General features: G+C 69.4%; 19 protein-coding genes and 1 tRNA gene. 15 read left to right on the top strand and 5 right to left on the bottom strand.

The features are described from left to right. The first annotated feature begins 34 nt into the window (after positions 1 to 34). Together D7W81_RS13580 and D7W81_RS13575 are read left to right on the top strand one after the other, a co-directional pair. Positions 35 to 736, top strand: coding sequence for a hypothetical protein (locus tag D7W81_RS13580; RefSeq protein ID WP_147445469.1), 702 nt, complete (start codon positions 35 to 37; stop codon positions 734 to 736). A 228-nt stretch (positions 737 to 964) separates the two neighbouring features. Beyond that, entirely contained in the window at positions 965 to 1,552 is a 588-nt protein-coding gene (locus D7W81_RS13575) for a hypothetical protein (RefSeq protein ID WP_120555785.1), read from the top strand. Between the two features lie 185 nt (positions 1,553 to 1,737). Here D7W81_RS13575 and D7W81_RS13570 read toward each other — a convergent pair whose 3' ends face one another. Next, complete coding sequence (locus tag D7W81_RS13570; protein WP_208721293.1) at positions 1,738 to 1,947, bottom strand: hypothetical protein; 210 nt, start codon at positions 1,945 to 1,947, stop codon at positions 1,738 to 1,740. 178 nt (positions 1,948 to 2,125) lie between these two features. On the opposite strand from D7W81_RS13570, the gene D7W81_RS13565 reads away from it, so the two are divergent. The 9 genes from D7W81_RS13565 to D7W81_RS13525 all read left to right on the top strand — a co-directional run bounded on the left by D7W81_RS13565 (position 2,126) and on the right by D7W81_RS13525 (position 14,876). Then, on the top strand, positions 2,126 to 3,394 hold the full coding sequence (locus tag D7W81_RS13565) for a hypothetical protein (protein WP_120555783.1): 1,269 nt from the start codon (positions 2,126 to 2,128) through the stop codon (positions 3,392 to 3,394). A 135-nt stretch (positions 3,395 to 3,529) separates the two neighbouring features. Beyond that, on the top strand, positions 3,530 to 5,674 hold the full coding sequence (gene glgX / locus D7W81_RS13560) for a glycogen debranching protein GlgX (protein ID WP_120555782.1): 2,145 nt from the start codon (positions 3,530 to 3,532) through the stop codon (positions 5,672 to 5,674). Between the two features lie 35 nt (positions 5,675 to 5,709). Beyond that, positions 5,710 to 6,375, top strand: a complete 666-nt coding sequence (locus D7W81_RS13555) for a class I SAM-dependent methyltransferase (RefSeq protein ID WP_120555781.1) — start codon at positions 5,710 to 5,712, stop codon at positions 6,373 to 6,375. A gap of 237 nt (positions 6,376 to 6,612) precedes the next feature. Further along, a tRNA-Leu gene (locus tag D7W81_RS13550) sits at positions 6,613 to 6,682 on the top strand. A gap of 270 nt (positions 6,683 to 6,952) precedes the next feature. Beyond that, entirely contained in the window at positions 6,953 to 8,077 is a 1,125-nt protein-coding gene (locus tag D7W81_RS13545) for a slipin family protein (protein WP_120555780.1), read from the top strand. Positions 8,078 to 8,203: 126 nt separating this feature from the next. After that, positions 8,204 to 9,490: an AAA family ATPase gene (locus D7W81_RS13540; RefSeq protein ID WP_120555779.1), complete on the top strand. Its 1,287-nt coding sequence runs from the start codon at positions 8,204 to 8,206 to the stop codon at positions 9,488 to 9,490. Beyond that, positions 9,487 to 10,296: an HNH endonuclease family protein gene (locus D7W81_RS13535; protein WP_120555778.1), complete on the top strand. Its 810-nt coding sequence runs from the start codon at positions 9,487 to 9,489 to the stop codon at positions 10,294 to 10,296. The genes D7W81_RS13540 and D7W81_RS13535 overlap by 4 nt, the downstream gene beginning before the upstream one ends. Before the next feature lie 145 nt (positions 10,297 to 10,441). Continuing rightward, positions 10,442 to 12,958, top strand: a complete 2,517-nt coding sequence (locus tag D7W81_RS13530; RefSeq protein WP_120555777.1) for a VIT domain-containing protein — start codon at positions 10,442 to 10,444, stop codon at positions 12,956 to 12,958. Positions 12,959 to 13,058: 100 nt separating this feature from the next. After that, positions 13,059 to 14,876, top strand: coding sequence for an acyl-CoA dehydrogenase (locus tag D7W81_RS13525; protein WP_120555776.1), 1,818 nt, complete (start codon positions 13,059 to 13,061; stop codon positions 14,874 to 14,876). Between the two features lie 113 nt (positions 14,877 to 14,989). Here D7W81_RS13525 and D7W81_RS13520 read toward each other — a convergent pair whose 3' ends face one another. Continuing rightward, positions 14,990 to 15,361 carry a DHCW motif cupin fold protein gene (locus D7W81_RS13520; RefSeq protein ID WP_244227200.1) on the bottom strand — a complete coding sequence of 124 codons (372 nt, stop codon included), beginning with the start codon at positions 15,359 to 15,361 and terminating at the stop codon, positions 14,990 to 14,992. Positions 15,362 to 15,394: 33 nt separating this feature from the next. Then, on the bottom strand, positions 15,395 to 16,327 hold the full coding sequence (locus D7W81_RS13515; protein WP_147445468.1) for a calcium-binding EGF-like domain-containing protein: 933 nt from the start codon (positions 16,325 to 16,327) through the stop codon (positions 15,395 to 15,397). A gap of 167 nt (positions 16,328 to 16,494) precedes the next feature. Between D7W81_RS13515 and D7W81_RS13510 the strand changes: the two genes are divergently transcribed. Next, positions 16,495 to 18,165: a ligand-binding sensor domain-containing protein gene (locus tag D7W81_RS13510; protein WP_147445467.1), complete on the top strand. Its 1,671-nt coding sequence runs from the start codon at positions 16,495 to 16,497 to the stop codon at positions 18,163 to 18,165. A gap of 109 nt (positions 18,166 to 18,274) precedes the next feature. Here the strand turns inward: D7W81_RS13510 and D7W81_RS13505 are convergent, their stop codons facing one another. Continuing rightward, the gene (locus D7W81_RS13505) at positions 18,275 to 19,378 is read right to left on the bottom strand and encodes a putative NPN-dependent ornithine cyclodeaminase (protein ID WP_120555797.1); all 1,104 of its coding nucleotides are present in this window, start codon (positions 19,376 to 19,378) and stop codon (positions 18,275 to 18,277) included. A 205-nt stretch (positions 19,379 to 19,583) separates the two neighbouring features. On the opposite strand from D7W81_RS13505, the gene D7W81_RS13500 reads away from it, so the two are divergent. From D7W81_RS13500 to D7W81_RS13490, 3 genes are all read left to right on the top strand, one after another. Next, complete coding sequence (locus D7W81_RS13500) at positions 19,584 to 19,898, top strand: hypothetical protein (RefSeq protein WP_120555773.1); 315 nt, start codon at positions 19,584 to 19,586, stop codon at positions 19,896 to 19,898. A gap of 225 nt (positions 19,899 to 20,123) precedes the next feature. Then, on the top strand, positions 20,124 to 20,828 hold the full coding sequence (locus D7W81_RS13495; protein ID WP_120555772.1) for a LysM peptidoglycan-binding domain-containing protein: 705 nt from the start codon (positions 20,124 to 20,126) through the stop codon (positions 20,826 to 20,828). A gap of 241 nt (positions 20,829 to 21,069) precedes the next feature. Beyond that, positions 21,070 to 21,453, top strand: a complete 384-nt coding sequence (locus tag D7W81_RS13490) for a response regulator (RefSeq protein WP_120555771.1) — start codon at positions 21,070 to 21,072, stop codon at positions 21,451 to 21,453. Positions 21,454 to 21,463: 10 nt separating this feature from the next. Here D7W81_RS13490 and D7W81_RS13485 read toward each other — a convergent pair whose 3' ends face one another. Continuing rightward, entirely contained in the window at positions 21,464 to 23,386 is a 1,923-nt protein-coding gene (locus tag D7W81_RS13485) for a sensor histidine kinase (RefSeq protein ID WP_244227199.1), read from the bottom strand. Between the last annotated feature and the right edge of the window lie 158 nt (positions 23,387 to 23,544).

Genomic DNA, 23,544 nt, shown 5'->3' with positions numbered 1-23,544 from the left:
CGCCCGGCCGTGCACACCGGCAAGGAGCGGGACCATGTCTCAGCAATGGATCTGGATGGGGCTGGCGGCCGGTACGCTCGCGCTGGGCACCGCGAGCGCGCAGGTGGATCCGAACTCCGCGGGCGCCATCACCACGGGCCAGCCGAACCCGGGGGCGCCTCCGGGCACCCCCGCCCCCAACGCTCCCGCGGGCACCCCCATCGGGAACCCGTACACGGAGCCCCTGGGCGACCCCAACGGCGCGGCCAACCCGGGCATTGGCGGCAGCGGCACGGGCGCGGTGATTCCGCAGCCGTACAGCCCCCAGCCGTCCGTCCCTGGCGCCACGCCCGACATCCTGCCTTCCAGCCCCGGCACCAGCACCCCCGTGACGGGCAGCGGCGCGGTGATTCCTCCCAGCACCAGCCCCACGGTGACGGGCACCGGCGCGGTGCTGGCCCCCGGCACCAGCACCACCGTCGCGGGTTCGACGGGCTCCACCGCCACCACGGGCGCGCTGATGCCGCCCGCCACGACCACCCCCGGCACCACGCTGCCGGGCGCCTCCAACAGCACCGTGACGCCAGGCACTCCGACGGGCACGACGTCCAGCATGGGCGTGGTGCTGCCTCCCGCCACCGGCACCACGGCACCCGGGGCGGCGGGCACCACGCTGTCGCCGGACAGCAACACGTCCAGCAACTCCGTGACGCCACTCAACGGCGGCAACGTGACCAACGGCACCGTGGGCCCCTGAGCGTCCCGGGCCGGCAGGGGTTGACGAGACAACGCACCCCAGGCCGGCGCGCATGCATTCCGGAGGACGGCTGCGTCCACGCAAGCCTCCCATTCCAGCCGTCTGCGCCGTTCCCCGAGCAGGCAGGCGGATGAGCCACCCCTGCACACACCGTGGGGTCTGCTCACCTTCGGTCGTGCAGGCAGTCAGGACCTTTCAAGCGGTCACACTTCATTCGGGGGAATCCACATGAAGAAGTTCCTGAAGACCCAGCTGACGGTGGCGGCGGTTCTCGCGGGCGCGCTCGCGCTCGGCACGGGCTGTAAGTCGGATCAGTCCGCGACTCGCGGCACCGAACCGACGCCGGCTTCCGACTCCACCACCGGCTCGGGCATGGACACCAGCGGCACCGGGACGGACACCTCCGGCTCCGGCACCACCACCACGCCGCCGCCCAGCAGCGGCGGCTCCGGCTACGACACGGGCAGCACGTCGCAGGACTCGACGATGCCGCCCTCGGACTCCAGCACCGGCGGCTCCGGCACGATGGATGACTCCACGCTGCCGCCCGCCAGCGACGACAGCAGCACCATGGACCCCGGCACCGGCGGCGCGGGCACCGGCGAGGCCGAGCCGGGCGTGCACGACGGCGAGATGACCGAGCCGGGCACGGGCGGCTCCGGCATGGACACGGACGACAGCGCCATCCCGGACGACAGCAGCCTGCCCAACGACTCCACGCTCGACCCGAACAGCTCCGGCGCCAAGGGCAACATGACCACGCCGACGCCGGACTCCACGGGCACCATGGCGCCCAACAACGGCACCACGCGCTAGACCCTGCTCACACCCCGCCGCCGTGACACCCACGGCGGCACGGTGACCCCGGAAGCGCCCGTGACCCCCAGCGGTCGCGGGCGCTTCTTCCGTTTCCAGCGTTCAGTGCGGGCACGAACAGCAAGACCCCGCCGACGCCCTTGAAGGCGTCAGCGGGGTCATGGAGACAGCAGGGCCTGTGATGATCAGGTCACCTTGACGCCCGGCGAGTAGGGCTGGCCCACCGGTTCGATGATGCGCGGGCTCCCGTTGTCACCCGGGCCGTTGCCAGGGCCACCGCCCGGGTCGAAGGTGGACGGCACATGACGCTCATGCTCGTCCTCCGTCCCGGCTTCGCGCGCCGGCGCGGGAGGCAGCCCCTCCAGGGGAATGTGCAGCACGTCTTTCTTGCTCATGACGAACGCCTCCTTTCCCCTTTCAGGTTGGGGCGTGTACGGGCTTTCCGCCACCGGGCGCTCCCCCGCCCGCATGCCCCCCGCGCCGGAATGCGCTTCTCTTGGATGACAGGGAGCGACCGGGGGCTTATCCAAAGAGGTCCAGGCATCGCGCACCCCAACCGAGAGCGTCCATCGCATGAAGCTGTTGCTGGCAGGCCGACGAGGAACAAGCGACCCGCTGTTCGCCCCCCCGGAGGCGCCCCTGCTCTGGCTGCGGCGCGTGGAGACGTGGGTCCAGCAGGTGGCCGAAGGCGTGCTGGAGGGCAGCCGCATCGAGGACGGCCCCCAGGGCGCTCCCGTGCTGCACCTGCGCCTGCACCCGGCCGCGCCGGAGGTGTTGCTGCTCGCGGCGACCCAGGAGCGCATCGTCGTGTCCGCGGAGACCCACGCCGTGGGCCCCGGCTACCACCGCTATCTGGTGGACCTGCTCAAGGCCCTGGGCGACCTGCACGACATCTCCTGGGCCCCGCCTGACGAGGATGCGGGCGTGGGCGACGCCACGGGCTACTTCCACTCCGGCGACGCGGGGCCGGTGGAGGAGCACTTCCTGGGCTGGCTCCAGCACTCGGTGGGCCAGGTGCTGCGCATGCGCAGCCTGGGCAGCTCCGGCTTCGCGCTGTCCATGCGCTTCGGTCACACCTTCCAGCATCCCGGCGCGCTGCTCACGCCCCTGGGGCCGCGCGACGAGCGTTGGCTGCGCACCGTGCACGAGGACCCGCGGCAGGGCACGGACGTATTCCCCTGGTGGAGCCCCGTCGTGGACGCGCACGAGCGCTTCACGCGCGCGCTGTGCCGCCTGTGGACGGACGTCGCCTGGCGCCCGCCGCTGCTGGAGGAGGAGCGCCAGCGCCTGCGCGACGTGGCCCGGCTGCTGGAGCAGGCCTGGCGTCAGGACCCCTCGCTCCCCTACCCGTGGCGCGAGTGGCAGGAGGTGCTCGGCTACCTGGGCATGGGCGGGACGGTCGCGGAGGAGGTGCACCGCCGGGCCCTGGAGTCGCCCGGCGTCGGGCCTTCGATTGGCTACCGGCGGGGCTCCGTGCAGGTGGCGCTCCCCGAGGGCTGGGAGATCCGCATCCCCGGCTCCCTGGCCGAGACGCGCCTGCAGGACGGCAGCTGGGTGGCCCGCGACCACCGCCGCACCGTGCGCGTGGTGCCCCTGGGGGACTCCGCGGAGGAGCAGCTGGCGCCCACCAGCCCCGAGCGCCGCGCCCTGGAGCTGGAGCACCACGGCGCCCGCGTCAGCGGCCGGGCCTCCCTGCACGTGGGCCCCGGCGAGTGCCGCCTGACGGCCCTGTGCCGCTCCGGAAACCGCCGCGCCCTCTGCGTCGTCAGCTTCGACGACCCCGAGGAGCAGGACTGGGCCCTGGGCACCTGGCGCTCGCTGGACCACGCCGTCGCCGCCTGACAGGGCAGGTCGTTTCAGCACCTACCACTTGTCAAAGCGCTGCCCGGTGGACAGTCAGCGCACCCGGACGTCTTGCCGCACAGCGCTGTCGCATCCACCTTCCGCGGGCACTTCCCCACGGAATCGAGTGAGACGATGAGCAGCAAGCGGGAGATCTGGCCGGGCAAGCCCTGGCCGCGCGGCGCGACCTTCGACGGGTCGGGGACCAACTTCGCGGTCTATTCGCAGGTGGCCACGCGCGTGGAGGTGTGTCTCTTCGACCGGCAGGACCCGACGAAGGAGATTGAGCGCTTCGACCTGCCGATGAGCACCGAGTTCGTCTGGCACGGCTACGTGCCGGACCTGGAGCCCGGGACGCTGTACGGCCTGCGCGTGCACGGGCCCTACGAGCCGGAGAAGGGGCACCGCTGCAACCCGCACAAGCTGCTGGTCGACCCCTACGCCAAGGCGCTGTACGGCGAGGTGGACTGGAAGCAGCCGGTGTTCGGCTACCCCCTGGAGCATCCGAAGAAGGACCTGATGCGCGACGAGCGCGACAGCGCGGCCGGCATGCCCAAGGGCGTGGTGGTGAGCGACTTCTTCGACTGGGGCAATGACCGGCGCCTGGACATCCCGTGGCGCAAGACGGTCATCTACGAAGCCCACGTGCGCGGCCTCACCATGCGCCACCCGGGCGTGCCGGAGCACCAGCGCGGCACGTACGCGGGCCTGGGCTCGCCGGCCATCATCGAGCATCTTCAGAAGCTGGGCGTCACCTCGGTGGAGCTGTTGCCGGTGCAGGAGTTCGCGGACGACTCGTTCCTCAACGACAAGGGCCTGTCGAACTTCTGGGGCTACAGCACGCTGAACTACTTCTCCCCGGAGCAGCGCTACGCCAGCCGCAAGACGCCGGGCGGCGCGGTGGCCGAGTTCAAGTCGATGGTGAAGTCGCTGCACGCGGCGGGCATCGAGGTCATCCTCGACGTGGTCTACAACCACACGTGCGAGGGCAACCACCTGGGGCCCACGCTGTCGTTCAAGGGCATCGACAACGCGTCGTACTACTGGACCATGCCGGAGGCGCGGCACTACCTGGACTTCACCGGGTGCGGCAACAGCCTCAACGCCTCCAACCCGCAGACGGCGCGCTTCATCGTGGACTCGCTGCGCTACTGGGTGGAGGAGATGCACGTGGACGGGTTCCGCTTCGACCTGGCCACGGTGCTGGGCCGCGTGGGTAAGGGCGGCTACGACCCGAACGCGCCCATCTTCCAGATCATCAACCAGGATCCGGTGCTGAGCCGCGTGAAGCTCATCGCGGAGCCGTGGGACGTGGGCCTGGGCGGCTATCAGGTGGGCGGCTTCCCGTCGCCGTGGCACGAGTGGAACGGCAAGTACCGGGACGCGCTGCGCAAGTACTGGAAGGGCGACGAGAACCAGGCCGCGGAGGTGGGCTACCGGCTCACGGGCAGCGCGGACCTGTTCGCGGCGGCGCGACGGCGTCCGCAGGCGTCCATCAACTTCGTCACCGCGCACGACGGCTTCACGCTGCACGACCTGGTCACGTACAGCAGCAAGCACAACGAGGCCAACGGCGAGCACAACCGCGACGGCGCGGATGACAACCAGGCGTGGAACTGCGGCGTGGAGGGAGAGACGGACAACAAGGACATCATCTCCCTGCGCGAGCGGCAGAAGCGCAACCTGATGGCGTCGCTGTTCCTGTCCACGGGCGTCCCGATGATTGTCGCGGGCGACGAAATGGGCCGCACGCAGCAGGGCAACAACAACGCCTACTGCCAGGACAACGAGCTGTCGTGGGTGGACTGGAACCTGGACAAGACGCGCCTGGACCTCCTGGAGTTCACGCGCAAGCTCATCCAGTTCCGCCACGGGCAGCCGGTGCTCCAGCGCCGCCGCTTCTTCCAGGGCGAGCACCTGTGGGAGTCCGAGCACAAGGACCTGGCGTGGTTCAAGCCCGACGGCACGGAGATGGGCGCGGAGGACTGGCAGAAGCCCTTCGTGCGCTCGCTGGCGTTCCTCTTGGGGGGCGACGCCATCCCCACGCCGGACGAGCGCGGCCAGCGCGTCAGCGGCGACTCCCTGCTGGTGCTGCTCAACGCGCACCATGAGCCGGTGCCCTTCACGGTCCCGCCGCCGGGTGAGGGCGGCGCGTGGCGGCTGGAGCTGTACACGGCGGACGACAAGCGCGGCGACGAGGAGATGAAGCCCGGGAAGTTCGAGATGGCCGGGCGGTCGCTGGCGGTGTTCCGCAAGCCGGGGAGCAACAACACGCCGTGATAGCGTGCCCGCGCGGTTGATCAGGAGCGCACGGTATGGAGGGTGAGGGAGACGGCGGCAGGAGTGACGAGGCCGCCGTCGCGAAGGTGTACGGGGAGATCGCCTCGGCCTATGAGGTGCTCTACCCGTCCCTGCATCGCTACGGCGACCGCGTGGAGCGCTTCCTCGCGGGCGTGGTGAAGCCGGGCTTGCGCGTGCTGGACGTGGGCTGCGGCCCGGGCTTGCACACGCGCGGGCTGGACGCGTCCGTGGACGTGGTGGGCCTGGACGTGGCGCCGGAGATGCTGGAGCTGGCGAAGCGCGCGCGGCCGTCGGGCACGTGGCGCGTGCACAGCTACCTGGATCCGGTGCCGGCTGACCTGGGCCTCTTCGACGTGGCGCTGGCCATCGGCTGCCTGGACTTCTGTGACGACCTGCCGCGCGTGCTGGGGCACCTGGGCCGCGCGCTGAAACCGGGCGGCCGGATGCTCTTCACGGTGCTGGAGCGCCGTCAGGGCCTGGAGGCGCACGAGGAGGCCACGCGCCGGGTGCGCACGGCGGACACGGACGTGACGCTGCACCTGTGGAGCGCGGTGGAGACGGCGCGCGCGCTGGACATCGCCGGGCTGCGCACGGACTTCTACCTGCACGCGCCCGGCTGGGAGCTGCTCGCGGAGGAGCGCACCATGTGGTTCGGCTGGTGGTACGTGACGCGAAGCTGAAGCGCGCCGTCAGGATTCCGGCACGCCCGCGTCTGGTGGCCCCGTCGGCACACTTCAGGGGGCGCACGGGGTTGTCCCGAGGCGTTCGATTGCATGCGGGGGCGCTTTGCGCCGGGGCATGGGATTCGGACGTTCCTCACGGCCATTACTTCCGGGTGTTCCTGCCGCTATCGAAGGCCGTACCGGTCGCGCGCGCCACCGTAAGGCGTGCATCACTGCCCTTGGCTGGGCAACCCACGAACTAGCTCAACGGTAGAGCACGAGACTCAAGATCTCGGTGTCGAAGGTTCGAATCCTTCGTTCGCCTGGACCCCGTCGTTTTTCGCTGGTGCCAACGCGAGTCCACCGCGTCCACCTCCCCACGCCGCACACTGGCCGGTCGCCAGGGCCTCTGGAGACTTCCGTGCTGTGCGCGGAAACGCTCCGGTCGCCGTCCGTGACCGGTATCCGGTGCGGTCGCTCGGGAGGATGAACGTGGCTCGGGACGGTCTGTTCGCGCGAAGCGCCCGTGGGGCGGCGGGGTCCTTTTCTCCAGCAGCCGGGCTGCACTCTTTTCTTGTCGTCGAGGTGACGTGTCATGGGCATCGGTCGGGTGGAAGTGGCGCAGAACGAGCGGCTGTTCGTCGTGGTGAACGGGCGGGCGGAGCAGTACCTGGGGCCGGGCCGGCACTGGGTGGTGCGTCCGTTCCAGCACGTCCGCTTCGAGCGCGCGCCGCTGGAGCCACCCGTCACCCGCCTGGATGAAGCGAAGCTCGCGCTGGTGCCGGAGAAGGACCTCCAGGTGCTGGAGCTGGGCGCGGACGAGCGCGCGGTGGTCTTCCATCACGGCCAGCCGGTGCGGTGGCTGGGACGGGGACAGCACCAGGTGTGGACGGCGCAGCGGCTGCCCGGTCGTACCGGTCGGCCCGAGACGCCGACTGTGCGGGTGGAGCGCGTGGACGTGTCGGGGGTGGCGACGCAGCCTCCTCGGGACGAGGTGCGCGCGCTGATCCCGGCCAGTGACTACGTGGAGGCCACGGCCACGGAGGGCACGGTGGCGCTGCGCTACGTGGACGGCGTGCTGGATGCCGTGCTGCCGCCGGGCCGGCACGCGGCGTGGACGGTCGCGCACAAGGTGCAGTTCGCGGTCATCGACCTGCGCGAGAAGCTGCTCCACGTCACCGGCCAGGAGGTGATGACGAAAGACCGCGTGTCGCTGCGGCTCAACCTGTCCGCGGCGTACCGGGTGGTGGACGCGCGGCGGCTGGCGGTGGTGGCGCGGGCGCCGGATGAAATCCTCTACCTGGCGATGCAGCTGGCGGCGCGCGAGGCCGTGTCCACGCGCACGCTGGATGAATTGCTCGCGGCGCGCGAGGCCGTGTCCGAGGAGCTGTACGCGCAGGTGAAATCGAGTGCGGAGGGCGTGGGCCTGGAGCTGCTGCGCTTCGGCATCAAGGACGTGGTGCTGCCGAAGGAGATGAAGGACCTGCTCAACCGGGTCATCCAGGCGCAGAAGGAGGCGGAGGCGAACGTCATCCTGCGGCGCGAGGAGACGGCGGCGACGCGCTCCATGGCGCAGACGGCGAAGGTGCTCGCGGAGAACCCGCTGCTCGTGCGGCTCAAGGAGCTGGAGGCGTACAAGGACCTGGCCGCGAAGGTGGGTCAGGTGCACCTGGTGCTGGGCGAGGGCGCGGTGCCCACGCTCCAACTCAAGGGCGGTTGAGCCAACTGTGACTGTGGGGGGCCCTCGGACCGGAAGTACGGTCCGGGGGCCTTCGTGCGTTCAGCGGGTCCCGTAGTGGTGTCACTACGGTTGACCCCTCCCCCTGTTTCGGGCGAGCTAGGGCGCATGTACGTGAAAGAGGTCCAGCTCTCCAACATCCGGTCCATTCAAACCCTGAGATGGGAACTGCCAGAGGGTTTAGGCCCCGGATGGCACGTCGTCATCGGCGATAACGGAGCTGGCAAAAGTTCCTTTCTCCGGGCCGTTGCACTGGCGCTGGTGGGTCCCAACGAGGCGATTGCGCTACGTCAGGATTGGTCCGAGTGGCTCAGCGTCGGAGCAGGACACGGCGCCGTTCGTTTGACGCTGGTTGGAGACGAGCGCTACGACAAGTTCGTCGACACGGGCAGAGTGCCCTTCAATATCGGGCTCGACTTGGTGCCAGTGATGGCTGGACAAACCATCCTCATCAGGGGCCTGGGGATGCCCAAGCAGGAGCCACCTGCTTGGAGTGATGAGTCAGGGTGGTTCAGCGCTTCGTATGGACCGTTTCGACGATTCACCGGCGGAGACAAGGACCAGGAAAGGCTGTTTCATTCAAATCCGAAGCTTGCCCGACACTTGTCCGTATTTGGAGAATCCGTCGCGCTTTCGGAAAGCCTCGAATGGCTCAAGCTCCTCCGGTTCAAGAAGCTGGAGAACGACCCAGAGGGGGAGCTCCTTGAGTCCTTACAGGAGTTCATAAACCAGCCTGACTTCCTACCTAACGAAGCCCGGCTTGAATCAATCTCCTCCAAGGGTATTCGCTTCGTTGATGGCAACGGCTGCGAAGTTCCTGTTGAGAACCTGAGCGACGGCTACCGCTCTATCCTGAGCATGACCTTCGAGTTGATCCGACAGCTCGCGCGAGCCTACGGCGGCGACAAACTCTTCGCTCCTGAGGACTCAACGACCGTCGTCGTCCCTGGTGTCGTCCTGATTGATGAGATCGACGCGCACCTGCATCCCGTGTGGCAGCGCCGAGTCGGTCACTGGTTCCGCGAACACTTCCCAAAAATCCAGTTCATCGTCACAACCCACAGCCCGCTCATCTGCCAAGCCGCGACAGTGGGCAGCGTGTTCCGCCTTCCCAGACCCGGCAGTGACGAAGAGGCTGGCATGGTCACAGGCATCGCCCTCGACCGATTGCTCTACGGGAATCTTCTCGACGCCTATGGCACTGGTGCCTTCGGAGAGGTCCCCCTGCGCTCTCCTGAGGCGCAGGCGAAGCTCGAACGGCTTGCCGTCCTCAATCAGAAGGAGCTCAAGAAGGGGCTTTCCCCTGAGGAGCAGGCTGAGCAACAACTTCTACGCACCCAACTTCCAACGGCCGCCAGCACGCTGCCCAAGGGTCCTGCGGTGAATCAGTCGTGATTCGGCTCCCGGATCTTCCTTTGCCGGAGCCGGCCCGTACGCAGCTCGCCGCCTACCAGCACGAGATTGATGCGATCCCTGACTACGCGACGCGTATCAAACATGGACGCAAACGGTTCAAGGCGCTGAACAGGAAGGGCAATCCGACGTTCGACAGCGTCAAAGCGACCTTGACCCGGATGTGCATCGGAGCACGTCGTTGTGCCTACTGCGAAGACTCCGCAGCGCACCAAGTGGAGCACATTCGTCCCAAGGCATTTTACCCGGAGCTGATCTTCGCCTGGATGAACTACCTCTACGCTTGCGGAGCCTGCAACGAGTACAAGAACAGCCGCTTCGCCGTCTTCGCGCAGGAAACCAGCACGCTGACGAAACTACGGAGGGCCAAGGGAGCACCTGTAGGTCCTCCTGTCTCGGGGAGTCCCGTTCTGATCGATCCCCGCATTGAGGACCCATCCGAGTTCCTTGAGCTGGATCTCAGCGATACCTTTCACTTCCTACCCAGCGCGCCCGAGGGCACGGTCGCTCATCAGCGAGCGACCTACACAATCAAAGCCCTCGGCCTCAACACTCGCGACTATCTCCCGGTTGCACGGGCCGACGCCTACACGAATTACCACTCCCACCTCACCTGCTACGTGGCGGCCAAACAGAAAAACGGGCCTCCCGAACGGCTCGCGCAATTGGAGCAGAACATCCGGACGCACCATCACCCCAGCGTCTGGCGGGAAGTGAAGCGGCAGCACCCGAGCCTTCGGGACATGAAGCACCTGTTCGAAGCCGCTCCCGAGGCCCTGCGCTGGTAGAGCCCGACCCTGTGGCCCCGGAGCCACGGGCCCACGCTCGGACTGTCTCCCGCAGCCCCCACTCACAGCCTTCTCAGAGGAGAACAGGGGTTGGCCCGGGGGCTGCAATGTCCCCGGGCACACCCTGAAACCAAGGTTCCCGACCATGCGAGTCCTGCTCGCCACGCTCTTCGTCTGTCTTCTGGCCACCCCGGCTTCCGCTCAGCAACCCTGCCCTCCCGCCGCTTCGCCTACCGCGGGCGTCGCCCAGGGCACCCTCGTGGCGCGCTTCCGTGCGCAGCCGCAGCAGGCGGAGACCACTGAGTGCCCGGACACCGAGCCGCGCACCTTCAGCCTCAAGCACACGGAGGTGGATGCGGAGATCAGCGGGTTCCTCGCTTCCGTCACCGTGACGCAGGTATTTGAGAACCCCTACACCTCGCCCCTCGAAGCGCTCTACGTCTTCCCGCTGCCGGAGCTGGCCGCCGTGGACGGCATGGAGATGCACCTGGGCGACCGTGTCATCCAGGGCGTCATCCAGACCCGCGAACAGGCCCGCGACACCTACGAGCGCGCCAAGGCCGAGGGCAAGACGGCCGCGCTGCTCGACCAGGAGCGTCCCAACATCTTCACCCAGTCCGTCGCCAACATCCTCCCCGGCGAGACCATCCGCGTCCGCATCCACTACGTGGAGCGCCTCACCTACGACGCGGGCACCTACCGCTTCAGCTTCCCCATGGTCGTCGCCCCCCGCTACATCGGCGGCCAGCCGCTGCCCACGCGCCAGGGCGAAGGCGTGGAGCCCGACACCACCTCCGTCCCCGACGCGAGCCGCATCTCGCCCCCGGTGCTCGCCGACACGCGCAGCGGCCATGACATCCAGCTCACCGTGCGCCTGGACGCGGGCCTCCCGGTCCACTCGCTGCGCTCCACCACCCACCGCGTGGACGTGAAGCGCGACGGCCAGTCCCGCGCCACCGTGAGCCTGGGCCGCGATGACCGCATCCCCAACAAGGACTTCATCCTCGAGTACGTCGTCGCCGACGCGCTCATCCGCCCCGCCGTCCTCATGCACCGCGAGCCCGGCGCGGACCACGGCTACTTCCTGGTGATGCTCAACCCGCAGCTGTCCCCCACCCAGAGGGAGATCGTCCCTCGCGAGCTCTACATGGTGCTCGACACGTCCTGCTCGCAGTCCGGCCTCGCGATTGAAAAGTCCAAGGCCATCACCAAGGAAGTGCTCAACCACCTGATGCCCGAGGACACCTTCCAGGTCCTCAACTTCGACACGCAGGTGACCAAGTTCGCGCCCACCGCTGTCCCCGCCACGCCGGAGAACATCCAGAGCGCCCTGCCCTACGTCGCCAACTTCTGGGGCGGCGGCGGCACCGACGTGAACATCGCCGCCCGCGAAGCCATGCTGCCCCCGAACGACCCGGCCCGCCTGCGCATGGTGCTCTTCATGACGGACGGCCTCATCGGCGGGGACGAGCAGGTGCTCGGCACGCTCCAGAAGCACCTGCGTGAAGAGACGCGCATCTTCTCCGCCGGCGTGGGCTCCAGCACCAACCGCTACCTCATCACCAAGATGGGCGAGCTGGGCCGCGGCGCCTCCACCCTCGTCAACCTCAACCGCCCGGAGGAGGACGTCGCCCGCGAATTCGAGCAGCGCATGCGCGGCCCGGTCCTCACCTCGGTCGTGGTGGACACCGACGGCCTGCCCGTCAGCGACGTGTACCCGAAGTCCGTGCCGGACCTCTTCGCCGGCCAGCCGCTGTTCCTCGTGGGCAAGTTCACGGGCACCGGTAACGGCGTCCTCCGCATCTCCGGCCGCGTGCGTGGCCAGGTCCGCCGCTTCGACGTGCCCGTGCACTTCCCCGAAGTGGCCCCGGAGCACGACTCGCTCAAGAGCCTCTGGGCCCGCCAGCGCATCGAGGAGCTCACCGTGGAGGGCTACCGCGGCGAGACGCCCGAAGTCGTCCAGGGCATCACCGACACCGCGCTCCAGTACCACCTGATGAGCCGCTACACGTCCTTCGTCGCGGTGGAGCAGGTGGCCCGCACGGCCCCCAATGGCGAGACGGTCCGCGAGATGGTCCCCGTGCAGCTTCCCGACGGCATGGTGGCCGGTGCGCTCAGCCGCGAGGAGATTCCCCCCGGCGACCCCATCATCTCCGTGCGCGCTCCTCGCAACTCCCGCCGCGTCACCGCCTACTTCCCCTTCGGCCTGGTGAAGCCGCTCACGTTCGACAACCTCACCCGTTCGTGGCGCGGCCGGTTCCTCGTGCCGCTGGGCATCGCGGATGGCTACTACACCGTGTTCATCATCGCGGAGCTGGCGGACGGCCGCGTGGAGCGCAGCGAGGTGCGCTACCGCCTGGACTCGAAGGGCAACGACTTCGACGTCGTCCTCTCCCAGAAGGAGCTGGCCCCCGGTGACACGCTGACGCTGGACGTGGACGCGGTGGAGGCCACGCAGGAGGTCAGCGTGTACGGCGACCTCTTCGGCGAGGACCAGCAGCTCTTCGACACGCAGGACCGCCTGCGCTTCACCAAGGCCCTGGTCATCCCCGAGGGCACGCCGGCCGGTACGTATGAGCTGGTGTTCGTCGCCCGCGACGCCGCCGGCAACCGCTTCGAGCGCCGGGAGACGCTGCGCGTCATCCACGCTCGGCGCGACTGACCGGCGAATCAATCTCGGATACCCTGACGGTCCGCTTTCGGCCCCGCGCCTTCACCGGCGCGGGGCTGTTTCATTCGCCCAGGCCGCGAGGAGTCTTCCGATGTCGTCGTCGTCCCTGCACTACACGCCCAACCTCCGCGATATTGAGTTCAACCTCTTCGAGTTCCTGGACATCGGGCGCACGTCGCTGGGCAAGGGCCCCTTCGGGGACCTGGACGAGACGGCGGCCCGGCAGACGCTGGAGACCTTCGCCCAGCTGTGCACGCAGGAGCTGGCGAAGAGCTTCGACGAGTCCGAGCACAACCCGCCCCAGCTGGTGAACGGCGAGGTGAAGCTGCCCCCCGGCCTCAAGGCCGCGATGAGCGCCTACTACGACGCGGGCATGCACCTGTTGGAGACGCCCACGCACCTGGGCGGCCTGGGCGCGCCGCCGTCGCTGGGCTGGGCCGCGTTCGAGCTGCTCCTGGGCTCCAACCCCGCACTGGCGTTCTTCACGCTGGGCAACCTGCTGGCGCGCGTCATCGACAAGCTGGGCACGGACTCGCAGAAGCAGCGCTTCCTGCCGCACATCCTGGACAAGCGCTGGAGCGGCTCCATGGTGCTGACGGAGCCGGACGCGGGCAGCGACGTGGGCGCCGCGCGCACCAAGGCCCGTCAGGTGAACGGCGACGTCTGGGAGATTGAAGGCGTCAAGCGCTTCATCACCAACGGCGAGTCGGACATCGCGGAGAACATCATCCACATGGTGCTCGCGCGTCCGGAGGGCGCGGCGCCGGGCACCAAGGGCCTGTCGCTGTTCGTGGTGCCCAAGTTCTGGGTGAACGAGGACGGCAGCCTGGGCGAGCACAACAACGTCGTCTGCACGAAGCTGGAGAAGAAGATGGGCCTCAAGGGGTCCGTCACGTGCGAGCTGACGTTCGGCGACGGCAAGCCCACGCGCGGCCTCTTGCTGGGCGACGTGCACGACGGCATCCGGCAGATGTTCCACATCATCGAGAACGCGCGCATGGCGGTGGGCCTCAAGTCCATGGCCGCGCTGTCCGCGGGCTACTACCGCGCGCTGTCGTTCGCGAAGGACCGCGTGCAGGGCAGCGACCTGGGGAAGGCGCGCGACAAGACAGCGCCGCGCGTGAACATCCTCCAGCACCCGGACGTGCGCCGCATGCTGATGGCGCAGAAGGCCCACGCGGAGGGCCTGCGCGCGCTGGCCCTGTTCACCGCGTCCGTGCAGGACCAGGTGGAGCTCCAGGGCGGCCACCGCTCCACGGCGGCGGGCGAGGCGGACGTGCTCAACGACATGCTGCTGCCGCTGGTGAAGGGGTACGGCTCGGAGAAGGCGTATGAGCTCTTGTCCCTGTCGCTCCAGGTGCACGGCGGCTCGGGCTTCCTGACGGACTACCCGGTGGAGCAGTACATCCGGGACCAGAAGATCGACTCGCTCTACGAGGGCACCACGCACATCCAGGCGTTGGACCTGCTGATGCGCAAGGTGGCGCGCGACGGCGGCGCGACGATGATGAGCTTGCTGGAGCGCGTCCGCGCGACGGCGGACGGCGACGAGGGCGGCCCCGAGCTGAAGACCGAGCGCGCCGCGCTGGGCGAGGCGGTGGGCCACCTGCAGACGCTGCTCGGCACGCTGATGGGCAAGCTGGGCGAGTCCGTCTACCACGTGGGCTTCCAGGGCAACCGCGTGCTGTTCGCCGTGGCGGAGGTCATCATCGGCTGGCTGCTGGTGCGCCACGCGGCCGTGTCGCTGGAGCGGATGAAGACCAACCCCGGCGACAAGGCGTTCTACGGCGGCAAGGTGGCCAGCGCCCGCTGGTACTGCCATGAGGTCCTGCCCGGCATCGCGCACGCCGCGCGCATGGTGGAGCACGGCAACCTGGACCTGATGGACGTGCCGGAAGAGTCGTTCTAGCCACCGCCCAGGCGTTGGCGGCGCGCGTGTCGTGGCGCGTCGCCAACCGCCGGTGCGGACAAGCGCCTCGACAGCGGCGAGCGCTGTGAAGCCGATGAGCAGCGCAGCGCGCGCTAGTCCACGATGAAAAGTTTGGCCCCGGTCTCTGTCGACGAGCGGTGGGCCCCGTCGTCATCGGAGACCTGGTAGCTCATCATCGGCCCGAGCTCGAAACGCCTGCCGTCCTTCAGCTCCGTGAGCAGCGTTCCCTCGAGCACGAGCAGGATGTGTCCACGGCTGCACCAGTGGTCCGCCACGTACCCGGCTGTGTACTCGACGAGCCGGACCCGGATGTCTCCCACCTGGAGCGTCCGCCAGAGCGCCTTCCCAACGACCCCCGGGTGCTCGGTGGGTGGGATCTTGCGCCAGTCCGTGGTGCAGAAGGGAATGTTCGAGATCTTCAGACGTGACTCCTTCCAACAGCAGGGTTCCGGCGAGGCGGACATCCTGATGCCCCCGGTGCTGCGAGGGACGCGCGCTCAAGGCTCCAGGTCGGCGACGGAGAACTTGTAGTCACCAGTGCCGTCGGAGAAGAGGAGCCTGTTGAAGAACAGCTCGACCGTATAACGGCCTTCCTGCATCCCCTGGAGGTCGAACGTCGCGGTCTTCGGGAGCGTGCCGTCCAGCTTCGACTCGTACAACACCTCCCCCCCGGGGCTGCGCACTCGCATGCCGCAGTGGTCGACGGCGGGGGTGCCCGAACTGCAACTCAGCCGGTAGGCGCGGCCCGCGACAACGTCCAGCGCGACGACGTCGACATCGCCGTTGGGCTCGATGTACCCCGAGACGGTGCCGACGGGCACCCGGGTGGCTTCCGTGAGGGTGTTCGCGAAGTCGTCCGGCCCCCGGTCCTGCAGCGAGTATTCGTAGGAGGGGTTGAAGAAGGAGGGGGAGGTTGAGTAGGCCCGCACGCGGGCGTACACGGTGCCATCCTGCGTGGCGAGCACGGCCGCGTGGTAGACCGAGCTCCCCCCCGCCCCCACCGAACCCGGCAACGTGAGCCCGTCCGCGCCGAGGAGTTCGACCCTGCAAGCCGGGTCGTAGCTGGACTTGATGCTGTAGCAGTTGAATCGGAAGATGCGGCCGGCCGTGACGCGGAACGAAAACAGGTCCACGTCCTCCATGGTGTCCAGGTTCGCGTCCACCCATTGGGAGGGATCCATGATCTCCACGGGGGTCGCGGCCTCGACGGTGTCCCCATGGTCATCCCCCTCGCGCACGTCCCGCCTGCAGGACAGGTCCGCCGGGATGTAGCCCGGGGGGCAGCTGCACGTGGCCGCTCCGGAGGACGGCACGCACTGGCCCGGACCGCAGTCGACGTCCTCGCACGGTTCGGACGGTTCGGCCGATGAACAAGCGCAGAGCATGGCGAGCGCGAGCGCCATCGCCAGGGAAGAAACAGAACGCGGCATGTCGTGGACTCCAGCGGAGGCCCGGCCCCAATCCCCCGCGCGACCATAGTGGTTGAAGGGGAGACAGGGTCAACGAGTCCGTCCTGACAGTTGCGCCGCCTCGGGCCACAGGTGTGGCTCCAGGGAGACACACCGGGCTGGCCCGGGGTTCGCAATGGGGGTGGAGCATGATGCTCTCCACCCTCACCGCGCTGACCCTGGCCGCCACCGTCACCAACACCGAGACCGTGCACGACGTGGAGCCCTTTGGCGGCCACGTCATCGCGTGCACCGAAGGCGGCCTGGAGCTGTTCACGCAGGCGGGCCGCTCCGTGCGCGTGCTCACGGTCGAGGACGGGCTCCCGAGCCACTATTGCCGCGCGCTGGAGTCCACCGGCGACCGGCTCTTCGTGGCCACGGATGAAGGGCTCGTATCGCTGGACACGCGCTTCCAGGTGACTCCGGTGATGGACGTGCACTGGCAGGCGCTGCCTTCCGCCGAGGACGCGAGCACCCCGGACTACGTGAGCCGGCTGGAGTCACTGGCCGCGGTGCTGCCTCCGGGTGCCGCGTACACGGCGTTCTCGCCCCGCTTCGCGGGCACGGCGGAGGGACGCGTGTTGGAGCTCGGCACCGAGCGCGCGTGGTCGCTGCCCGGGCCGGTGCGGTTCATCTCCGACACGCAGGACGGCGTGGACGTTGGCACCACCGAGGGCGCGTTCTCCATCAGCGCCAGCGGCCGGCTCTCCGCGCTGCGCGACATCCCCACGGGCCCGCTGTCGTTCTCCGTCACGGAGCAAGGGGTGCGCATCGTGGGCAGCCACGGCGAGGTGCACGCGTGGGAGACGGAGTCCGTGCCGCTCCAGGCCGTGAGCGTCCCCAAGGGCGCCACCGTGTTACGCGATGGCTGGGTGGGCACGCAGGACTCCGGCGTGTTCCTCCAGGGGCAGAAGGGATGGCGCCGCGTCACTCCCACCGGGCAGATCTGCGGCAATCACATCACAGCGCTGGCCCGGCATCAGGGACGGCTCGTCGTAGGCACGTTCGACCGGGGCGCCTGCTGGCAGCGCGAGGATGGCCGGTGGCAGACCGTCCGCACGCCCTCGCTTCCCAGCAACCAGGTGCTGGGCATCACCAGTGACGGAACGAACCTCTACGTCGCGACCACGTATGGCCTGGGCTTCCATGACGGGAAGACCTGGACGCAGGTGGCCTACGGCGCGCGCAACCCCGTGTCGCTGGGGAAGCTGTCCGTGCTCAACGCGTCCCAGATGGATGAAGGCATCGCACTGGTGGACGGCCGGGGCGTGTCCCTGGTCACTCCCGGCACCTCGCCCCTGTCGCTCGTGAAGCGGGTGCCGCTGCCCAAGGAGTGGAGCAAGCACCCTTCCGTCGGTGAAGCCGCGGGCCGCTTCCTGTGGGTGGGCAGTGAAGACCGCGGCCTCACGCGCTGGGACGGCGAGAAGTGGCAGCGCTTCCATGACGGCCGCGACCTCACCGACAACTGGATCACCGCGCTGTCCACCGATGCGAAGGGACGCGCTGTCGCGGGCACCTGCCAGGATGGCTTCAACTACTTCGACGGCGCGAAGTGGACGCGCGTGCGCACCGCGCCCGGCCTGCCCTCCCCCGCCATCGTCTCCGCCGCGCTCGTGCCCGGCGGGGCGCTGGTGGGCACGCTGCTCGGCGCGTCGTACTTCGACGCGAGCACAGGGGCCGTGCACGCCCTGCCGAAGCTCGCGGATCCGCGCGTCTACGCCGTGCTTCCGGAGGGCGACTCCGCTCTCTTCGGCACCGAGGGCGGACTGTCGAGCACGCCCTGGAAGCCCCTGACCGCTCCCGCGCTCAGCCGGCGCTGACCGGATGAGAAGGTGAGAATCCCGCGAGGCCTCCCCGCCGGCGGCGCGCTGTCCGAACTGGTCCGACAGTCGGACCAGTTGGGACGCGTCGGGCGCCCGGACCCGTCGCTTATCCCGGTTTCGGCGCCGCTGCTCGCGCTGCCAGCTCGCGCTCCACGTACAGGCGCAGGATGTGCATGAAGTCCTGCGCGTTCGTCACCACGCCGAAGGCCTGGTGCGTGCCGCGGTCCTTCAACTTGCTCACCACGAACTCGGACGAGTCCACGCAGATGGTGGGCAGCTCCCGCAGACTGCCGTCCTTCTCCGTCACGAACGCGGGCAGCATGTTCCCCGTCGCGATGGCGTGCAGCGCCGTGGCCACGAGCACCGCCATCGTCGCCTTCACCGCGTGCCTTCGCATCGCGTCCTGCGCCGCCAGGTTGTCCGTCACCACGTCCGGCAACGGCCCGTCATCCCGGATGGACCCCGTCAGCACGAACGGCACGCCGTGCTTCACGCACGCGTGCATGATGCCGTTGGTGACGACGCCCGCCTCCACCGCCTTCGCGATGGAGCCCGCCTGCCGCACCCGGTTGATGGCGCGCATGTGCAGCCCGTGCCCGCCCGACGTCGCCTCGCCCGCGCCGCTCATCCCCAGCGTCGTGCCGTAGATGGACGCCTCGATGTCGTGCACCGCCACCGCGTTGCCCGCGAGCAGCGCCCCCACGAAGCCGTTCTCCACGAACCACGTCATGTCCGCGCGCGCCCGCGAGTGCACCAGCGCCGGCCCCGTCACCCAGATGGGATAGCCGCCTCGCTCGCGCTCCTCCACCAGGAGCCGCGCCATGTGCCCGTAGTCGATGGGCTTCTCGCGCGACACCTCGCTCGTCATGAACTTGAACTCACCCTCCCCGCCCTCCACCAGGTAGGCCATGTTCACGTAGACGCCTTCGCTGCCGTCCTCCGCCTTGCCCACCACCACGCGCTCGCCCGCGCGCACCCGGCGGCCCTCGCGCACCCAGAGCTCCCCCTGCGCGTCCAGCACCAGCGCGCCGTCCATGCGCGGCTCGCGCGGCATCCGCCACCGCCCGTCCACCCGCACGTACGTGGGCAGGTTCGTCGTCGTGAAGAAGCCCTCCGGCAGCACGCCGTCCGCCGGCGCCGGGGTGAAGCGCACGTCCGGGGAGCTGGCGAACCGCGCCGCCGTGAAGTCGGGATGAGCAATGGTCGTCACCCCGCCACCATGCGCGGGCGCTCCCACCCGTTCAAGCGCGCCGTGTGCGGCCATCCCCTCGGATTGTTTCCCCTTTCATAAGGGCCACCCCCTGGACGCACCCCGTCACGAACATCCCCCCGCAACCGCCGCGCGAAACCCGGGTTCAACCCCTCAACGACGACGCGCCGGCACCGACGCCCGCGCACGACAAGGGAGAAGCCCCATGAAGCGCAACGGACTGGGAATGCTCGCGGCTGTGCTGGGCCTGACGGTGGCGCTGCCCGCCGTGGCCGCGGAGGCCGACAAACGCCAGGTGAACCAGCAGCAGCGCATCAATCAGGGCGTGAAGAGCGGCGAGCTCACGGGCCGCGAGGCCGTGCGCCTGGAGCGCCAGCACCGCTCGCTCCAGCGGGAGATCCGCCAGGAGCGCCGGGACGACGGCCACCTGGACGCCGCCGAGCGCGCCCGCATCGACGCGAAGCAGGACGCCCTCAGCCGCCGCATCGCGCGCCAGAAGCACGACGGCCAGAGCCGCTAAATCCCCGAAAATTGCGCACCGCGACAGGCCCTTCCCGGGCCCTGTCGCCGGCACGGGCCCTTTGGGGGGCCGGAATTCCGCTCCGGGTGCGCCCCGTCAGCCCCATGTACGCGCCTGGAGTGAAAAGCAGGTGGGGACGCAACCTGGGTTCTTGAACGGCGAGAATGGAAACAATCGCAGCCGGTGACCGAGGTCGGGTCACTGCTCCCACTCCCGGAGCCCCCCATGAGCTACCGCATCCAATCTGGCGACACCCTCTCTGGTCTGGCCAAGCGCTACGGAACCTCCGTGGACTCGCTGATGAAGGCCAACCCGGACATCCAGAACAAGGACCTCATCTACGCCGGCAAGACGCTGAACATCCCCGGCTCGCGTGACAGCTTCGAGCCCGGCACCCAGGGCCAGGGCGTGCGCGGCGGCGGCACTGGCGGCTCCAGCGGCGCGGGCAACGTGACGGCGCCTCCGGGCGGCGCGGGCCCGGGCACGCGCGGCCCCGGTGGCAGCCCGTTCGACATCGCGATGTCGCACATGGGCAAGAACGCCGGTTCGCTGAAGCTCGAGGGCAGCGGCGTGGGCGCGGACATGGAGGACTGGGTCCCCAACAACGTCAACTGCGCCAACTTCGTCTCCGCGTGCCTGGAGCAGGCCGGGCAGATCAAGGACAGCCAGCACAGCGCGTCCGTGATGACGCTCCAGGGGAACCTGGACCGCGACCCGAACTTCAAGCGCGTGGACCTGAAGGACGCGAAGCCCGGCGACGTCGTCTCCATGAAGGTGGGCGACGGCCAGCACGTGGTGATGTTCGCGGGCTGGAAGGACGGCAAGGCCCAGTTCATCGGCTCCAACAACGTGAACTCGGACGGCTCGCAGCGCATCAGCCTCACGTCCATGAACTACCCCATCATGTCCGTGCACCAGTACCAGGGCTGAACAAACCTGTAGCCGGGTGCCCCGGTGGGGCCTTCGCCTTTCAGCGCCGCTGGCGCCTGGAGGGGGGAGGCCCCATCCGCTTTTCAGGGGCCTGGCCCCAGGCCCGGAGCGCCCGCCTGCCCTGCAAGGCAGCCACAGTGGCGCGGGCTTCACATTGCACGTGGCCTACCGTCCAGGGTTGGACGTTCCCTGGACACGGGGTCTTTGCTACCGGGCCGGACGGGGGGAGGCTCCCCCAGCCATGCGAAGCCTCATCCTCCTCGTGGAAGACCATGTCGACAGCCGTGAGATGCTGGAGGAGTTCCTCACGCTGGAAGGCTTTGCCGTGGAGGTCGCCGGCAACGGCCTGCACGCCTGGGAGCGCCTGCGGAAGGGCCCCACCCCGGACGTGATGCTGCTGGATTTGATGATGCCGGTGATGAGCGGCTGGGAGCTCATGGAGCGCGTGCAGAAGGAGCCGCGCCTCAAGAACCTGCCCGTCATCGTCGTGTCCGGCGCGGGCGCCACCCGCCCCGTGCCGCAGGGCATCCGGGCGTCCATCCCCAAGCCGCTGGACCTGGACGACCTGATGCGCGCGCTGGAGCCGTTCCGCTCCCAGCAGGGGCAGTTAGCCGCCGCCTACTGAGCGGAGCCGCCTACTGAGCCGGAGCCGCGGGCTGCGCCGCCTCGCGCGGCAGGAGCACGCGGAAGACGGTGCCCTCGGACTTGTTCGAGCGCACCTCGATGCGGCCCCCGTGGCCCTTCACCACCTGTTCGACGATGTAGAGCCCCAGCCCCAGGCCGCCGTGCGTGTTGCTGCCCGCGCCGCGCCGGAAGGGGTCGAACAGGCGGGGCAGCAGGTCCGACGGGATGGGGTCCCCGCCGTTCTGCACCTCCATCACCACGTGCGCGTCCGCGTCCATCAACGAGAAGGCCACGGGCACGTCCGGAGGGCTGTACTGGAGCGCGTTGCCGCCCAGGTTGCTCACCACCTGGAGCAGCCGGTCCGCGTCCCAGGCGCCGTCGTAGCGGCCCGGGCTCACCTTCAGCGAGAGCGAGCGCTCCGGCCACGCCGCCTCCAGTTCCTCCACCGCCTGGCGCACCACCATGCGCACGTCACCGGGCACCCGCTCGATGGGGATGCCGCCGCCCAGCCGGCTGCGGGTGAAGTCGAGCAGCTCTGAAATCATCCGCCCCATGCGCTCGCTGGAGCGCGCGATGCGGGACACCGCCTTGCGGTCGCGCTCCTGGAGCGCGTCGCCGTGCAGAAGCTTGGTGACGGACAGCTGGATGGCGTTGAGGGGGTTTCGCAGGTCGTGGCTGACAATGGCGATGAGCCGCTCGCCGAACTGCGCCGCCTCCCGCGCCGCCTCCTCCGCGCGGCGCCGCTCGGTGACGTCCACCAGCGTGACGACGCCCGCGACGATGTGGTCGTCCCGGTCGCGCACGGGCGCGCTGGAGCCCAGGAGGTGCGCGGTGGTGCCGTCCGGCCGGCGCACCTGGAGCGGCTCCGCCTGCCGCGTCTCCCCGGTGCGCAGCGCGCGGGCCATGGGCCACGCGTCGTCCGCCAGGGGCTCGTTCTCCGCGTTGAACATCTGGTGCGACGACTCGTAGTCCGCGAGGCTGGACGAGGGCCGGAAGGGATGGCCCAACAGCGACTCCAGCGCGCGGTTGCCCAAGAGGAGCCGGCCGCTGGGCGCCTCCGCGATGAGCACGCCCGCGGGCAGCTGATCCAACACCGCCGCCAGCCGCGCGCGCTCCGCCTCGATGGTGGACAGCAGGCGCTGGCGCTCCGCTTCCGCCTGACGGCGCTGGGTGATGTCCAGCACCGTGGCGGCGCGGCCCACGCGGCGGCCCGTCGCGTCGCGCAGGGACGTCACGTGCACGAACGCGGGGAAGCGGCTGCCGTCGCGGCGCAGGTGCAGCGCTTCGTATTCGTGGAAGGGCTTGGAGCTGGCCGCGGCCATGTGGCGGGGCAGCGCGCCGCGGGACTCGGGCGCCACCAGGTCCTCCAGCCTCAGGCCCTTGAGCGCCTCGGCGGCCTGTCCGTGCATGCGCGCGAGCGCGGGGTTCGCCGCCACGAACGTGCTGTCGTCCGCGCCCATCACCGCCACGCCCACGCCCAGGTGCGTGAAGATGTCCTCCCAGCGCCGGGGCCCTGGCGCTTCCGGGGCGCCCTGTTCGCGCGCTGCTTCCGCCGCCTCGCGCGACGCGAGCATCCGCGCCTGGACGTGAGCCTCCAGCGCCGCGGCCTCCACCGCGTCCACCGCGTCGTGGAAGCGCTCCACCTGGGCCTCGTCGTCCGCGCTCGCGCCGCCCCGCTCGCGCCACAGCCGCAGCACCGTGGCGCGCAGGCGCCGGAAGTTCGTTGTCGTGGGGTGCCCGTTGGAGCCCTGCACCAGCAGCGACAGCTCACGCGCCAGGGCGTCGGAGACGCGCGCGTCCGGGTTCGCCATCCGGGCCGCCACCGCGGACAGCCCGTGGGTGAAGGTGTCACCGGAGCCGGGGGCTTCGTGGAGCCATGCGTCCTGGAGGACGTCGCGGGACTGGAAGAGGAAGTCAGCGAGGGGCAGGGACACGGTGCGAGGCTCGGGGGCGAGGGGCCTTGGGGGTCAGCCGGGACGAAGGGTTCCTCCGACTTAGGCGCCCGCTTCGGATGCGACAAGGACCGTCTGGCGCCATGTCAGGAGGAAGGCGAACGGACCAGTCCCAGCGGCCGCAGGGCGGTCAACCGCAG

Origin of the sequence: Corallococcus aberystwythensis (assembly GCF_003612165.1) — a bacterium.
GTDB classification, from domain to species: Bacteria; Myxococcota; Myxococcia; order Myxococcales; family Myxococcaceae; genus Corallococcus; species Corallococcus aberystwythensis.
The sequence above is the reverse complement of the archived record's forward strand: the minus strand, read 5'-3'. Positions and strand labels throughout refer to the sequence as shown.